The organism is Brevundimonas poindexterae (genome assembly GCF_020524625.1).
In the GTDB taxonomy this organism is placed as follows: Bacteria; Pseudomonadota; Alphaproteobacteria; order Caulobacterales; family Caulobacteraceae; genus Brevundimonas; species Brevundimonas poindexterae_A.
This window is the reverse complement of record NZ_JAIVLL010000001.1, coordinates 941,176-955,322: the sequence shown is the minus strand read 5'-3', so window position 1 is coordinate 955,322 and position 14,147 is coordinate 941,176. Positions and strand designations below refer to the sequence as shown.

Genomic DNA, 14,147 nt, shown 5'->3' with positions numbered 1-14,147 from the left:
GAACGGGACCCATCCATGCCAGACCTTCGCTCGCCCCTGTTGGACCTATGTCGCGTCGCGGATGTGATCGTCGAAGACGCCATCGCTCTGACGGCCAGGGTGGAAGCTGAACCGTCCTGGAGCACTGTCGTGGGACTGATGGCAGCTGGCAGGGACCTGGCCGCGATCTCAGCTGCCATGGCGGTCTGCCTCCGAAGAGCGGATACCCGGGAGGAGGAGCCGCCGTACCCGAGGGGGCTCTGACATGGGCGCCAAGCTTCGGGTTCCAGACGTGCCTGCCGCGACACTCAAGCCAGCTGACTTGGAGGCGCAATGGTCTCAGGATCCCGATGTCGAGAAGTTCATCAAGTCGCTGGAATCCGCAGAACGTGAGGCATTGAGGTACTTCTGGCGCCGGCGGTGGCGATCGGAGCCTCCACGGCTCCTCATCACGAAGCTCCGACGCCTCATCGCCTATAAGTTCCAGTCTGAAGAGACCGAGAGTCCTGTTCCCTCTGGCGAGGGTGCGGCGTTGAGCGACCCCCAAGGAGGAGCCGTGGTCTATCGCCGGACCTGGAAAGGAGAGGAGCATGTCGTGGTCGAGACGGCGCAAGGCCTCCTTCACAAGGGCACGCACTATCGGTCCCTGTCTGCCATTGCCCGGGAGATCACTGGCACCCGCTGGAACGGTTTGGTGTTCTTCTCCGCACCACAGTTGCGGCGCCGACGGAAGCCTCTTCCAAGATGAGGTGCGCTATCTACACCCGACGCTCGGTAGCTGAGGCGGAGGTGAAGGAGTTCACCACCCTGGATGCACAGCGCGAGGCCTGTGAGGCCTATGTGCTGAGCCACCGGCATGAGGGTTGGACGGTGCTCTCGGATCGCTACGATGACAATGGGTTCTCAGGCGGTGACACAGAACGTCCGGGCCTGTCTCGGCTCCTCGCTGACATCGCGGCAGGCAAGGTGGACCTGGTCGTCATCTACAAGATTGACCGGCTGACCCGTTCGCTCTTCGACTTCTCCAAGCTGGCGGAGCTGTTCGACAAGGCCGGCGTGTCGTTCGTGTCGGTCACACAGTCGTTCAACACGGCCGACAGCATGGGCCGGCTGATGCTGAACGTGCTCCTTTCCTTCGCTCAGTTCGAACGGGAGATCACCGCAGAGCGGATCCGCGACAAGCTGGCCGCCTCTGCGGCCAAAGGCATGTGGACCGGCGGCTTCGTTCCGTTCGGGTATCGAACCGAGGCTCGAAAACTGATCGTCGTACCGGAGGAAGCTGAAGTGGTGCGCTACCTCTTCGCTCGCTTCCTCGAAATCCGCGACATTGTCCCTCTCGCCAATGAGTGCAAACGCCTGGGCGTGATGAAGCGGAATCGGACTTTGGGTTCTGACAATCCCCAACCGGACCGTCCCTTCACGCACAGCGATCTTCGCGTCCTTCTGACCCAGCCCATCTATGTGGGGTTCATTCGGCACAATGGGACGTTCTATCCAGGGCGTCACAAGGCCATCATCGACAGGAAGACCTTCGATGAGGCCCAGGCGATCAAGAAGAGACTGGAAGAGCGCTTCCGTAAGAACCATCCGCCTCTGCCGCCAATCCTGCTGAAGGGCCTCATCCAGGCCCCAAATGGTGTTCCCATGACCACTGCACCCCAACGTTTTCGGCCAAGGGAAGGGGGCTTCTACTGCTTTTCCGAAACCTCTGGGGGCGAGCGGAGACTATCAGAAGTACAGGTCAATAAGGCGGTGGTCGGGGCCGTCGTGCGGTTCCTGACTGCCGTTCAGAAATCCAAGGGTGGAAGCGAGAACCCGGAACTCATAGAGAGACTTGCGTACGCCCAGGGAGGGCGGACGGCGGCCGCCCGGGAGGCGATCGAGCAGCTGATCGAGTGGATCCGTATCAGTCCCACAGCCATGACGATCCAGATTCGGGCTGAAGGCACCTGCGGGCTGTTGGACAAAGACACCGAATTGAATCTGGCGGTCCGTCTCAAGGGCAACCGAGGGTTCTCGACCCTGCTCGTAGAGACAGGCCCTCGCGCGCCGGACCAAGCGATCATCAGACTTTTGGGCACCGCCCACGGATGGATGCAGGACCTGGCCACCGGCCGCGTGAAATCGATGGAAGCGATCGCGACGCGCGAAGGGCTCAGTCTTCAGCATGTCTCGAACGTTATCGAGGTCGGTTTCCTTGCACCGGATCTCAAACAGGCACTGGTCGAGGGGCGTCAGCCAGTCGGTCTCACCGTGACCAGTCTTCAGAAGGCCTGTCCCTTGCCGTTGTCCTGGAAAGCCCAGCGGCGACTGCTGGGCTTTGATCGCCCTAAACGCACCGACGTTTCCCTGCTCTGACGAAAATATTCCCTGTTAAGCTCGAAAAAATTCCCTGCTAGCGACGCTGGCGGGTGGGCGCTGCACGTGAAAAGCCCAAGAATTATAGTGTTGTGAGCCAGCCGCTCGAGCGACAGCGGCGGAGTGCCCCGAGAAATTCCCTGTTTGATTCCCTGTTTGCAGGGAAATGCCCGCGCCAAACCGGAGAGCGCAGATTCTCCACTGCGGCATCCACACGGATTGCCTACCAGTATGAAAACGCTCAGTATCTTTCTCAATGCCGGGAGAGCCAATGAAAGCGGCGGATTAGTCGCCTCAAGTTCGGAGTTCTCTAGCCCACTGAAAAAGATCAACTTTTTCTACGCATACGACAGACCGCGCTGTGCAGTTCGCCATAGGTGATAGCCGCGCTCTCGGCCGGGTCATCGCCTTCCCAGAGGATGGCGACATCGTCGCGCCGCTCGGGCAGGTGCCGGTCGATACAGTTGACCGAGACGTTCAGGACGCCGTCCTCGAACCAGCGGATATGGAAGTCGTCCTTGTTGAAGCTGACGTCCTTGATCCGGTTCGGGAAGGACATCCATTCCAGCCGCCCGGCCACCCCGCGCCAGAATCCGTCCGGGTCCGTTTCCGCCGCCTTGCACGCATTCTCGTAGCGCGCCCGGTTCACATGGGCCGTGCGGGCCCATTCCTCGGGGACGGGATAGATCGCCGGTTCGTGCATGCATCACCTCTCACTGAGGGGGCATCCAACAGCATGCGGCTGCCGGTTTCCAGCGTCGCCGGAAAATCCTGGTGTGATCAGCGGCGGGCGGCGGCGCTGCCGCCCCGGGCGAGGGCCTCGACTTCCTCGAGCGAGGTCATGGCGTTGTCGCCGGGGGTGGTCATGGCCAGCGCCCCGTGGGCGTGGCCCAGCGCCAGGGCCTCTTCCAACGGGCGCCCGTCCATCAGGCCAAAGGCCAGACCCGAGACGAAGCCATCCCCGCCGCCCACCCGGTCCAGAATGTCGACCGGCACGGGGTCCAGCGTGACCAGCTTGCCGTCGGCCCAGGCCGCCGCGCCCCAGCGGTTCATCGAGGCGGTGACCGGGTCACGCATCGGCCCGGCCAGCAGGCGCAGGTTCGGCAGGTCCTTGGCCAGCCGTTCCGCCGCCGCCGCCATGGGACGCGGATCACAGGCGTCGCTGCGGGTCTCGGGCGTCTCGATGCCGAGGCATGAGGCCAGGCTGTACTCGTCGCCGATCAGCACATCGACCTGTTCGGCAATGGCGCGGTTGGTGCGCCGGGCCGCGTCCGGGTCCGGATGGGCCGCCCACAGGCTGGCGCGATAGTTGAGGTCATAGCTGACCACGGTGCCGTGGCGCCGCGCGGCCGTGACCGCCGCCAGCGCCGTCTCGGCGGTCGTCGCGGACAGGGCCGAGAAGATCCCGCCCGTGTGGAACCAGCGCACGCCCTCGGTCCCGAACAGATGGTCCCAGTCGACATCTTCGGCCGCAAGCGTCGAGGTCGCCGAATGCGCCCGGTCCGACACGCCCAGCGCGCCCCGGGGGCCAAAGCCCCGCTCGGTGAAGTTCAGCCCCACCCGGTTCTCGCGTCCGACCGGATCGCCCGCGCGCCAGACGATGTGCGAGTCCGACACGCCACCCGTCTGGATCAGCTCATGGACCAGTGCCCCCAAATCGGTGCGGGGCAGGGCGGTCACCACCGCTGTCCGCTGGCCGAAGGTCCGCGCCAGTCCGCGCGCCACATTGTACTCGCCGCCGCCTTCCCACACCTGGAACTGGCGGGCGGTGCGGATACGCCCCTCGCCGGGATCCAGTCGAAGCATGACCTCACCCAGGGCCACGGCGTCCCAGCGGACACCGTCCCGCGACTTCAGATGGGGCAACAAGGTCATTTCATGAGCGAAGGCAGCCACAGTGACAGTGCCGGGATGAAGGTCACCAGCATCAGCACAATCACACAGGCGAAGTAGAAGGGCCAGATCGACCGCAGCGATTGCGTCATCGGAATCCTCGCGATGGCGCTGCCCACGAACAGCACCGATCCGACCGGCGGCGTGATCAGGCCGATGCCGCAGCTCAGCAGCAGGATCACGCCAAACTGGACGGGGTCGACCCCGAACGCCTTGGCCACCGGCAGGAAGATCGGCGTGACGATGATGATCAGCGGCGCCATGTCCATGAAGGTGCCCAGGAACAGCAGGCAGCCGATGATCATCAGCATGATGATGACCGGATTGTCGGTCAGGCCGTTCAGCACCTCGATCATGGTGCTGGGCACCTGCAGGAAGGCCATCAGCCAGCCGAACGCCCCCGCACAGCCGATGATGAACAGCACCGCGCCCGAAGTTCGGGCCGCCCCGATGCAGGCCTGCTTGAAGGCCGCCCAGCGCATGTGGCGATAGACCAGACCGGTGACGACGATGGCGTAGACCACGGCGATCGAGGCAGACTCCACGGCGGTAAAGATGCCGGCCCGGATGCCGCCGAAGATGATGACGACCAGCAGCAGGCCCGGGATGGCCGCGATCAGCCGCGTCAGCACCGTGCCGAAGCCCGGGAAGGTCTCGGCCGCATAGCCCCGCCGGCGCGCGACCCAGTAGGCGGTGACCATCAGGGCGACGGCCAGCATCAGGGCCGGAACGATGCCGCCGGCGAACAGGTCCGAGATCGACACGCCGCCCCCGGCCGAGGCCGAATACAGGATCATGTTGTGCGAGGGCGGGACCAGCAGGGCGACCAGCGCCGCCGAAATGGTGACATTGACCGCATAGTCGCTTTCATAGCCGCGCTTCTGCATCTGCGGGATCATGGTACCGCCGATGGCCGAGACGTCGGCGATGGCCGAGCCGGACACGCCGCCGAACAGGGTCGAGCCGACCACCGTCACCTGACCCAGACCGCCGCGCACATGGCCGACCAGCGACGAGGCCAGCGCGATCATCCGGTCGGACAATCCCCCCTTCATCATCAGCTCGCCGGTGAAGATGAACAGCGGAATGGCCAGCAGGGCCACCGAGGCCATGTCCGACCCCATCTGCTGGAACACCACGATCGGCGGCAGCGCCAGATAGAGCACGGTCGCAAGCGTTGCCCCCATCAGACAGAAGGCGACGGGGACACCCAGAACCAGCAACAGGGCCAGAACCCCGAACAGGATGATGAATTCCATGTTCAGTCCTCCCGGACCGGCTTGGGGGCGCCGGTGAACAGGCGCTCCAGCGCAAAGATCAGGATCAGCACGCCGCCCAGCGCCAGACCCAGGAATTTCAGGCCCGAGGGCAGCGGGGCACCGGCCAGCGGCACGGTCCAGTCATCCAGCATCAGATAGCCGCCCATGGTCGCCAGCCCCAGGCCGGTCGCCGCCGCGATCAGACGCGACAGGGTCGCGAGGCCCGCGCGGATCGGTCCCGGCATGGCGTGGGCCAGGGTCTGGAAGGCGAAGTGGGTCTCGAAGCGCACGCCCACGGCGGCGCCGAACATGACCGCCACACTCATCAGGATCAGCGCCACAGGCTCGGTCCAGCCCGGGGAGTCGTTCAGCACATAGCGGGCAAAGACCTGCCACGCCTGGATCAGCGCCATGGCCAGCAGGGCGGCCCCCGCCAGTCCCAGCACGATGCGGGACAGATGGTCCAGCAGGCCCTTTCGGGGCGCGTCGGATGATGTCATCGGTTCCTCCCCGGAGCCGTTGGATGTGGGGCCGTTCAGCCGGCCGCTGTGATCTGTTCGTAGAGCGACGCCAGACCGGCGCCGCGGGTGTATTTCGCGTTCACGGGCTCAACGGCGCGGGCAAAGGCCTCGGTATCGACGGCATTGACCTGGGTCCCGGCCTCAATGACCGCGGCGCGCGCCTCGGCCTCGCGACGGTCCCACTCGACCCGCATCAGCGGAACCGACCGGCGGGCCACATCGCGCACCAGATCCCGGTCCCCCGGCGTGAGCGCGTCCATCGACGCCTTGGAGATCAGCAGGGCGTCCGGCGAATACAGGTGCTTCGTATCGCTCCAGTACCGCGCCACCTCATACTGGCGGCTGGACTGATAGCTGGGCCAGTTGTTCTCGGCGCCGTCGATCAGATGGGTCTGCAGCGACGAGAAGACCGCCCCGAACGTCAGCGGCGTCGGATTGGCGCCCATGGCGCGGACCGTGTCGAGGAAGATGTCGGACTGCGGCGCCCGGATCTTCAGGCCCTTCAGGTCGTCCGGCTCGAATACGGGACGACGCACATTGTACAGGCTGCGTGGCGCCGCGTCGTAATAGGCCAGGCCCACCAGCCCGCGATCCTCGAACACATTCAGCAGGCGGGTACCGATCTCGCCATCGACCACGGTCCTCATGTGCTCGACCGAGCGAAACACATAGGGCAGGCACAGCAGGCTGGTCTCGGGAAAGGCGTTGTTCAGCGCCGCCGCCGCCACCCGGCAAATATCGATCGCCTGATAGCGGGCGAGGCCGATCGAATCGTCCTCATTGCCCAGCTGCCCGGACGGGAAGCTCCGGATTCCCAGCCGTCCATCGGTCAGGCGCCCCAGCTCCTCGCCCATCCACTTGACCGCGGTGACGGTCGGATAGTCGGCCGGATGCACATCGGCCGCGTGCAGAAGCCGGGTGCCGCCGGTTGTGGCGCGTCCCCCGCAGCCAGCCAGGGCTGCAGCCCCTGCGCCTGCCAGTCCGCCCGTCAGAAGTCGTCTGCGTGTGGGGATCATCCGGCACCTCCTTCGGCGCGGACCGCGCGACAGGCGATGATGCCATGCGGTCCGAAATCGGCCTCGGCCGACTGTCCGGCGACGATCCGGTGGACCCCGGTCGCCGCTCCGGTCGAAATCCACTGCCCCGCCTCTGGCCTGAGGCCCCGACGGTGTAGCGCATTCAGCAGAAAGGCCAGGGAGTCGAACGGCCCGCCGGGAATACTGGTCGTGCCGCCGGTGCCGACCGTCTGTCCGTCGATCCGCATCTCGCAGACCAGATCGGCCAGCGCATCGGGCTGCCCCGCCCAGTCGCGGTCGACTTCGGCGCCCAGGATCAGCCCGGCATTGTTGCCGAAGTCCGAGGCCGTGACCGCCGGGCCATGGTCATTGATGCCGGGAAACGGGCTGCCGGCGATCTCGACGCCGACGCGCACCTGGCTGACCAGCCGGGTGGCCTCGGCCGGAGTCCAGCCGTCGCGCAGGGTCGGCGTCTCGGCCATAAGGAGAAGGTATTCGGCCTCGACCGCGCCAAAGCCGCCCTCGATGAGCGGGAATTCGACCACGCCCCCGGCGGCCTGAACATTGGCGGCAAAGATCGGTCCGGCCAGTCGCCCGGCGCCAAACCGGGCATCCAGCGGCGGGGGGATGCGGCCCAGCTTCCAGCCGGCGATCGCGTCGGGGACCAGCGCGATGGCTGCATCCTGAATGGCGTAGGCGGCGTCCAGACCCTCGGGCTGCTCGCCCGGATAGGTCGGCAGGGCGCGGCCCGAACGGCGCGCCTCGACAAAGGCCCGCGCGATCATCCGTCCCTGTTCCGACAGCGGCGGCGCCACCGGCATGGCAGAGGCCGTCATGACGTCGACTCGGGCGAGAGACGCAGGCAAGTCACTGAATTATATAGGTACACGCGCACGCGACCTCCCGTTTTCTTTTGACATTGCGCAGGAAGGAAACCGGTGTCAATTTGAATCGGGACAAAGGGCGTCACGACGGACCGGGGGTTCGTGCAAAGATGACTCCCGAACCGGGAAGGAAGCCGATGAACCGTCGCCAGTCTCTGATCACCGCCTGCCTCGGCCTGCTCGCCGTCGTGACAATCGGCCTGTCCGGCCCGGCCCCGGCGCGGGCCCAGGATGCCGGTCCGGCCTTCCCGGGCGCCCTCGGCTGGGCTTCCGTCACGCCCGGCGGACGGGGTGGCCAGATCATCCGCGTGACCAACCTCAACAAGGAGGGTCCGGGCTCGCTCCGGGCGGCCATCGAGGCCGAGGGCCCGCGCATCGTCGTCTTCGAGGTCGGCGGCGTGATTGACCTGGAGATGCAGACCCTGCGTCTTCGCAATCCCTTCATCACCATCGCCGGCCAGACGGCCCCCTCGCCGGGCATCACCCTGATCCGCGGCGGCATCGACATCAGCGCCCATGATGTCATCGTGCAGCATCTCCGCATCCGCCCCGGCTCGGCCGGTCAGGGCTGGATGAGCGGCTGGGACGAGGACGGCATCTCCACGGTCGGCGCGTACAACGTCATCATCGACCATTGCAGCCTGACCTGGGCGACCGACGAGAACCTCTCGGCCTCGGGCCCGCGCTTCACCGGCTCGACGCCTGAGGAATGGCGTGCGGGCACCAGCCACAACATCACCTTCTCGAACAATATCGTGGGCGAGAGCCTGGCCTATGCCAGCCACTCCAAGGGCGAGCACTCCAAGGGTTCGCTGATCCACGACAATGTCACCGGCCTGCTGATCGTCGGCAACCTCTACGCCCACAACTATGAGCGCAGCCCGCTGTTCAAGGGCGGCGTCCACGGCATCATCCTCAACAATCTGATCTACGACCCGGGCCAGCGCGCCATCCACTACAACCTCGCGCCCGAGGAGTGGGGGGATGTGCCGTTCGAGGTCGGCAAGATGACCGCCATCGGCAACGTCCTGCGCGCCGGTCCGTCCACACCGACCGACCATCTGGCCTTCCTGATGATCGGCGGTGCGGGTGATCTCGAATACTACGGCCGCGACAACATCGCCGTGGACCAGGTCGGCGAGCCGCTGCGCATGTTCGGTCGCTACACCACCTCGCCCGCCCGCATCATCGAGGTCTCGCGTCCGCCCGTCTGGTGGGACGGCCTCGATCCCATGCCCGCCGTCGACGTCCAGCGCGCCGTCCTGTCGACCGCCGGCGCCCGGCCCTGGGACCGCGACATGCGCGACGTCCTGCTGATCGCCGAGGTGGCCGAGGGCCGGGGCGAGATCATCGACAACGAAAGCGAGGTCGGCGGCTATCCCGAGGTCACCGAGCCGACCCGCAAGCCGTTCAATCCGGACGACTGGAACCTGCACGACATGACGCCCAAGCGTGACGATGTGCTGGACCGGCCGGCCCGTCGCCGCGGCACCTGAGCCCGCCCGACAGCCGTGTCCTGAACACCGGTATGCAGGCCGCGCCGAATTGGCCTATCACGGAGCGAACACCCAGGCAGGATCCCACCCGTGACGGATAGCAAGCGGCCCGGCGGCAAGCCCGTGACCATCAATGACGTGGCACGTCTGGCCGGGGTATCGAAGAAGACCGTCTCGCGCGTCATCAACAACTCGCCCCTGCTGCGGGCCGAGACGCGCGAAAAGGTCCAGAAGGTCATCGCCGAGTCGGGCTTCGCGCCCGACCCCCAGGCCCGGGGGCTGGCCTTCCGCCGGTCGTTCCTGGTCGGCATGATCTACGACAACCCCAGCCCCAACTATGTCGTCAACATGCAGCAGGGCGTGCTGGACGCCGTGCGCGGCTCGGGGCTCGAGCTGGTGGTCCACCCCTGCAACCGGGCCAGCGAGACCTTCCTGTCCGATGTGCGGGGCTTCATCGTCCGGCAAAAGCTGTTCGGCGTGGTCATGCCGCCGTCGGTCTCCGAGGACGAGCGGGTCGTCGCCATCCTCAAGGAGGCCGAGTGCCCCTATGTACGCATCGCCTCGGTGTCGCTGGACGAGCCCCGGCACATGGTCGTGACCAATGACAGCACGGGTGCGGCCGAGGCGGCCCACCATCTGGCGGCGCTCGGCCACCGGCGCATCGCCTTCATCTCCGGCCCCGACAGCTTCCGCTCGTCGCACGAGCGCGGCCGCGGCTTTGCCGAGGGGCTGGCCGAGCACGGCCTGACGCTGGATCCCGCCTATGCCCGCGTCGGCGCCTATACCTTCGAGTCGGGGGTCGAGGCCGCGCGCGACCTGCTGGCCATGGCGGATCGTCCGACCGCCATCTTCGCGGGCAATGACGAAATGGCGATCGGCGTCATGAAGGCTGCGCGCGACGCGGGCCTTGATGTGCCGTTCGACCTGTCGATCTGCGGGTTCGACGACCTGCCCATGGCCTCGCGAGTCTGGCCGAACCTGACGACTGTGCGCCTGCCGATCCGCGACATGGGCCGCATGGCGGCCGAGAAGCTGACCGCCTCGATCCGCGGCCTCGACGCCGCCACCCTGACCCAGCCCGAGGTCCGCCCCTCGCTGGTCGTCCGCGACTCGACCGCTCCCCTGTCCGGCGGCTGAGAGGTTCCACTCCCGGTCGTCGGTTGTTAGTCTCCGCGCGCCCCGGGTGCATGGGAGGGGCGGGGGAGCAAGTCATGAAACATCTGCTGACGCGTATCGCCACGGTCCTGGGGGGCATGTTTGCCGCGCTGTCTGTGCTGGCGGGTGCCGTTCCCGCGACCGCTCAGGTCCTGCCTGTCGAGGAGTTCGCGCGCCGGCCTGCCCTGGCCCATGTCAGCCTCTCTCCGTCGGGTCGCTACCTCGCCTATGTCGCCCAGGATGACAGCACGGCCAACCTGGCGGTCCGTGATCTGGTCACTGGTGAAACCAGTGCCCTGTTCGGGTCCCAGGCCCGCGAGCGATTTGGCGGCGTCTACATCGAATGGGTGGAATGGAAGGGCGACGACCTTCTGATCATGGGCGTGACCCGGCTGGAGGTGACCCGCTACAGGGGCGAGGCCGATGGCGCGATCCGCACCGCCAACTATGGCCGCTCCCTGCTCGCCATTCCGCGCGACGGGGGCGACATCCGGCGCCTCGAGGGACCGCTGGCCCGTGCGGGCCGGCCGGGCGACCTGCTCGACATCCTGCCTGACCAGCCGGACCACATCCTGATCACCCATATGGATGCCTCGGGCGACCTGAACGTCGCGCGGGTCGATGTCCGGTCGGGCGAGTCGGACCTGGTCGTGGAAGGCGATCCGCGCGTGCTCAGCTATCTGACGGACGAGCAGGGCGATGTGGTCGGGCGGCTTGTGTACCGGGGCATCCGGGGGCGGGTTCTGGTCATGCAGGCGCGTGACGCCGACGGCGGCTGGACCGAGACCTTCCGCCTGCACCGCGACGACATCCGGGACTTTCCGCGTTTCAGATTCCTGGGCCCGACGGATCAGCCCTCCCAGATCTATGTCGCCGTCCGGCCGGAGGAGGGCGCGGCCGAAGATACCTATGGCGTCCATGTCTTCGACTTTGCGACTCGATCCATGGGCCCGGCCATCTGGCGGCACGGCACCTATGACGTGGCCGATATCGTGCTGAAGGGGGACGGCTCGGGTCTGGCGGCGGGGTGCTACTGGGCCGATGTCTACCGGTGCGACTTCATCGACCCGGAGCAGGAGCGGGTCATGGCGGGCATCCGCCGCTTCTTCGGGGCGGGCTTCAGTGCGTCGGTCGTGTCCCAGTCCGAGGCGGGCGACAAATGGCTGATCTGGGCCAGCTCTCCCTCAAACGCCGGTCAGTATTATCTCTTTGATCTCAATGCCCTGAAGATGGAGCTGGTCGGGTCGCTGTTCCCCGGCCTGCCCGAGGCCCGCCTCGGCCAGATGCGCCGGATCGACTATGCCGCGACCGACGGGCTGGCCCTGACGGCCTATCTGACCCAGCCGCCGGGCACCAACGACGGCGATCGGCCGCCGCTGATCGTCATGCCCCATGGCGGGCCGGAGACCAGCGACCATCTCAAGTGGGATACCTGGGCGCAGTTCTTTGCCAGTCGGGGCTATCAGGTGCTGCAGCCGAATTTCCGCGGCTCCAGCGGCCAGGGGCGCAATTTCGCCGAGGCCGGCTATCGGCAATGGGGCGGGCTGATGCAGGACGATGTCACCGCCGCGGTCCAGCACCTTATCGATCAGGGCCTCGCCGACCCGGACCGCATCTGCATCGTCGGGGCCAGCTATGGCGGATATGCCGCCCTGATGGGACCTGCCACCCGGCCCGACCTTTACCGCTGCGCCATCGCGATCGCGGGGCCGTCGGATCTGGTCGACATGATGAACTGGGAGCGCCGGGAGGCCGGGGACGACACGGATCGCTACGAATACTGGGTGCGGTCCATCGGTGACCCGCGTGAGGACCGCGCGGCGCTCGAGGCCGTGTCGCCGGCGCGTCTGGTCGAGGGCTGGACCACGCCGGTCCTGCTGATCCACGGTGAGCGCGACGACGTCGTGCCGGTGTCCCAGTCGCGCGACATGGAGCGCGCCCTTCGCCGCGCCGGCGCGGATGTCGAACTGCTGGTCCTCGAGGAGGCCGGTCACGCCGACTGGGAGCGCCGCGAGGAGGTCGCCGTCATGCAGGCGATGGAGACCTTCCTCGCCGAACACCTGCCGGTCGCGCCCTGACCTGGCGGCTTCCCTCCCGCCGGTGAGGCCGTCCGGCCACAGGTCGTGTGCTAGGGTTCGCTGAACCAGAGGGGGAGGGGACCACCATGCTGGGACTGCTCAAGCTTGTCCGCCGGACGATCGAGGGCTCGGTCGTGTCGATCGTGCTGCTGGCCATTGTCGCCGCCCTGGGCGTCTCCAGCACCGTCAATCTGCTGGTCCGCGAGCCTTCCGCGGCCTCGCTGCTGTTCCTGCTGGTGCTGGCCATTGTGCTGGCCGACCTGATCGGGAAATTCCTGTCGATCCTGTCGACCACCTTCCCGGACCTGATCCCCGCCTTCGATGACGAGGACCTCAAGCGCGCCTCCCTGATCCAGCGCCTGCGCCCCGGCCAGACCGTCGCCCTGTTGTCCGGCGCCTATGCGGCGCGGCTGGTCATGTTCCTGATCATCTTTGGCCTGCTGGGCACCAGCTATGCCTTCGCCCCGGTCGCCGTGCAGGAGACCCTGGTCGGCCCGCTGGGCGCGCTCCAGGCCATCAACATCTTCCTGCGCGAAGGCATCGCCGGCTCGATCGGCTATTTCCTGTTCTTCCTCGGCCCGGACAATCTCAAGCCGGTGACCGATGCCATCCTGGCCGAACCGCTGACCCCGGCTACGCCCAGCGGCGATGCCTTCCTCGTCGGCATCCGCATCTATGGGCTGGCCTTCATGTTCTCGGCCCTGCGCACCCTGGTGATGCCCATCAGCTACTGGCGCGCCCGCCGTCGCGCCCACCGCCTGCCGGCTCCGGCAAAGGGCGAGGCGACGGCCGAGGCCTGAGGGGCCTAGCCCTCGATCACGCTGCGGATGTAGTCGCGGATGCCTTCGTCGGTGGCGTTGGCGAAGAAGTATTCCTGGAAGCGCTCGCCGGCCACGGCGGCCTTCAGCAGGTCCTGGTCGACGGCCTTCAGCGCGGTCAGCATGTCCTTGCAGGTGGCCGCCTTCAGCTCCTTCAGGATGCCGCGGTTGGTGGCCATGATCTGGGCCCGCTCCTTCGGATAGCCCAGCCCGCGCTCGCCCTCGAACAGCTTGCGATAACAGTCCTGCAGGTTCAGCTCGGCGGCCCAGCCAAAGCCCTTGGCATAGGGCATGGAGATGGCATTGCCATCATTGATCTGGCCGAACAGGAAGGCGTCGGTCGGGTCGATCACCAGTCCACAGAACACGCCCGGCATGGCGTTGCAGGCCAGCATTGAGCCCATGCCCGTGCCGCAGCCCGTGACCACGAAATCCGCCGCGCCCGAGTTCAGCAGGATCCCGGTCAGCAGGCCGTTCATCACATAGGTCAGCGACGCCTTGTCCTCGGCGCCGTACATTCCATAGTGGAACACCTCATGGCCCAGAGGCTCGGCCACGGCGGTCAGGGCCGAGTGGACGATCTCGCTCTTGGCGGCCTGGCTGTTCTCGATGATGAGGGCGATTTTCATGGCATTCCTTGCGGGTCAGCGTCGGGGAGAGAGGGCGATCGCGGGATGTGTCAGGGCCGAT

The 14,147-nt window shown here is 66.6% G+C and carries 13 protein-coding genes; 6 read left to right on the top strand and 7 right to left on the bottom strand.

Going from position 1 to position 14,147, the window contains the following annotated elements; translation table 11 throughout:
- Nucleotides 1-244: 244 nt before the first annotated feature.
- Complete coding sequence (locus tag LC068_RS05000; RefSeq protein ID WP_226635033.1) at nucleotides 245-727, top strand: DUF2924 domain-containing protein; 483 nt, start codon at nucleotides 245-247, stop codon at nucleotides 725-727.
- On the top strand, nucleotides 724-2,337 hold the full coding sequence (locus LC068_RS04995; protein ID WP_226635032.1) for a recombinase family protein: 1,614 nt from the start codon (nucleotides 724-726) through the stop codon (nucleotides 2,335-2,337). The genes LC068_RS05000 and LC068_RS04995 overlap by 4 nt, the downstream gene beginning before the upstream one ends.
- Before the next feature lie 328 nt (nucleotides 2,338-2,665).
- Here LC068_RS04995 and LC068_RS04990 read toward each other — a convergent pair whose 3' ends face one another.
- The 6 genes from LC068_RS04990 to LC068_RS04965 form a co-directional block, all read right to left on the bottom strand.
- Nucleotides 2,666-3,040, bottom strand: coding sequence for an acetyl-coenzyme A synthetase N-terminal domain-containing protein (locus tag LC068_RS04990; RefSeq protein ID WP_226635030.1), 375 nt, complete (start codon nucleotides 3,038-3,040; stop codon nucleotides 2,666-2,668).
- Between the two features lie 77 nt (nucleotides 3,041-3,117).
- Nucleotides 3,118-4,206 (bottom strand): PfkB family carbohydrate kinase, encoded by a 1,089-nt coding sequence (locus LC068_RS04985; RefSeq protein WP_404825185.1) that lies wholly within the window; start codon nucleotides 4,204-4,206, stop codon nucleotides 3,118-3,120.
- A 2-nt stretch (nucleotides 4,207-4,208) separates the two neighbouring features.
- Nucleotides 4,209-5,489 carry a TRAP transporter large permease gene (locus LC068_RS04980; RefSeq protein ID WP_226635026.1) on the bottom strand — a complete coding sequence of 427 codons (1,281 nt, stop codon included), beginning with the start codon at nucleotides 5,487-5,489 and terminating at the stop codon, nucleotides 4,209-4,211.
- A gap of 2 nt (nucleotides 5,490-5,491) precedes the next feature.
- A complete protein-coding gene (locus LC068_RS04975; protein ID WP_209116866.1) occupies nucleotides 5,492-5,989 on the bottom strand; it encodes a TRAP transporter small permease in 498 nt (165 codons plus the stop codon).
- 35 nt (nucleotides 5,990-6,024) lie between these two features.
- Nucleotides 6,025-7,026, bottom strand: coding sequence for a TRAP transporter substrate-binding protein (locus LC068_RS04970; RefSeq protein WP_226635024.1), 1,002 nt, complete (start codon nucleotides 7,024-7,026; stop codon nucleotides 6,025-6,027).
- Nucleotides 7,023-7,862, bottom strand: a complete 840-nt coding sequence (locus LC068_RS04965) for a 2-keto-4-pentenoate hydratase (protein WP_226635021.1) — start codon at nucleotides 7,860-7,862, stop codon at nucleotides 7,023-7,025. Before LC068_RS04965 ends, LC068_RS04970 begins: the two co-directional genes overlap by 4 nt.
- A gap of 185 nt (nucleotides 7,863-8,047) precedes the next feature.
- On the opposite strand from LC068_RS04965, the gene LC068_RS04960 reads away from it, so the two are divergent.
- The 4 genes from LC068_RS04960 (at nucleotide 8,048) to LC068_RS04945 (ending at nucleotide 13,439) form a co-directional block, all read left to right on the top strand.
- Nucleotides 8,048-9,406 (top strand): pectate lyase family protein, encoded by a 1,359-nt coding sequence (locus LC068_RS04960; RefSeq protein WP_226635019.1) that lies wholly within the window; start codon nucleotides 8,048-8,050, stop codon nucleotides 9,404-9,406.
- Nucleotides 9,407-9,496: 90 nt separating this feature from the next.
- Nucleotides 9,497-10,543, top strand: coding sequence for a LacI family DNA-binding transcriptional regulator (locus LC068_RS04955; RefSeq protein WP_226635017.1), 1,047 nt, complete (start codon nucleotides 9,497-9,499; stop codon nucleotides 10,541-10,543).
- Nucleotides 10,544-10,617: 74 nt separating this feature from the next.
- On the top strand, nucleotides 10,618-12,639 hold the full coding sequence (locus LC068_RS04950) for an alpha/beta hydrolase family protein (protein ID WP_226635015.1): 2,022 nt from the start codon (nucleotides 10,618-10,620) through the stop codon (nucleotides 12,637-12,639).
- A gap of 86 nt (nucleotides 12,640-12,725) precedes the next feature.
- Complete coding sequence (locus LC068_RS04945) at nucleotides 12,726-13,439, top strand: hypothetical protein (RefSeq protein ID WP_226635013.1); 714 nt, start codon at nucleotides 12,726-12,728, stop codon at nucleotides 13,437-13,439.
- Between the two features lie 5 nt (nucleotides 13,440-13,444).
- Here the strand turns inward: LC068_RS04945 and LC068_RS04940 are convergent, their stop codons facing one another.
- The gene (locus LC068_RS04940) at nucleotides 13,445-14,086 is read right to left on the bottom strand and encodes an RpiB/LacA/LacB family sugar-phosphate isomerase (RefSeq protein ID WP_226635011.1); all 642 of its coding nucleotides are present in this window, start codon (nucleotides 14,084-14,086) and stop codon (nucleotides 13,445-13,447) included.
- Nucleotides 14,087-14,147 lie beyond the last annotated feature (61 nt).

Bases quoted from the DNA above. Each gene is read 5' to 3' on its own strand.
- LC068_RS05000 (WP_226635033.1), top strand. From the start codon at position 245: ATGGGCGCCAAGCTTCGGGTTCCAGACGTGCCTGCCGCGACACTCAAG.
- LC068_RS04995 (WP_226635032.1), top strand. From the start codon at position 724: ATGAGGTGCGCTATCTACACCCGACGCTCGGTAGCTGAGGCGGAGGTG.
- LC068_RS04990 (WP_226635030.1), bottom strand. From the start codon at position 3,040: ATGCACGAACCGGCGATCTATCCCGTCCCCGAGGAATGGGCCCGCACG.
- LC068_RS04980 (WP_226635026.1), bottom strand. From the start codon at position 5,489: ATGGAATTCATCATCCTGTTCGGGGTTCTGGCCCTGTTGCTGGTTCTG.
- LC068_RS04975 (WP_209116866.1), bottom strand. From the start codon at position 5,989: ATGACATCATCCGACGCGCCCCGAAAGGGCCTGCTGGACCATCTGTCC.
- LC068_RS04970 (WP_226635024.1), bottom strand. From the start codon at position 7,026: ATGATCCCCACACGCAGACGACTTCTGACGGGCGGACTGGCAGGCGCA.
- LC068_RS04965 (WP_226635021.1), bottom strand. From the start codon at position 7,862: ATGACGGCCTCTGCCATGCCGGTGGCGCCGCCGCTGTCGGAACAGGGA.
- LC068_RS04960 (WP_226635019.1), top strand. From the start codon at position 8,048: ATGAACCGTCGCCAGTCTCTGATCACCGCCTGCCTCGGCCTGCTCGCC.
- LC068_RS04950 (WP_226635015.1), top strand. From the start codon at position 10,618: ATGAAACATCTGCTGACGCGTATCGCCACGGTCCTGGGGGGCATGTTT.
- LC068_RS04945 (WP_226635013.1), top strand. From the start codon at position 12,726: ATGCTGGGACTGCTCAAGCTTGTCCGCCGGACGATCGAGGGCTCGGTC.
- LC068_RS04940 (WP_226635011.1), bottom strand. From the start codon at position 14,086: ATGAAAATCGCCCTCATCATCGAGAACAGCCAGGCCGCCAAGAGCGAG.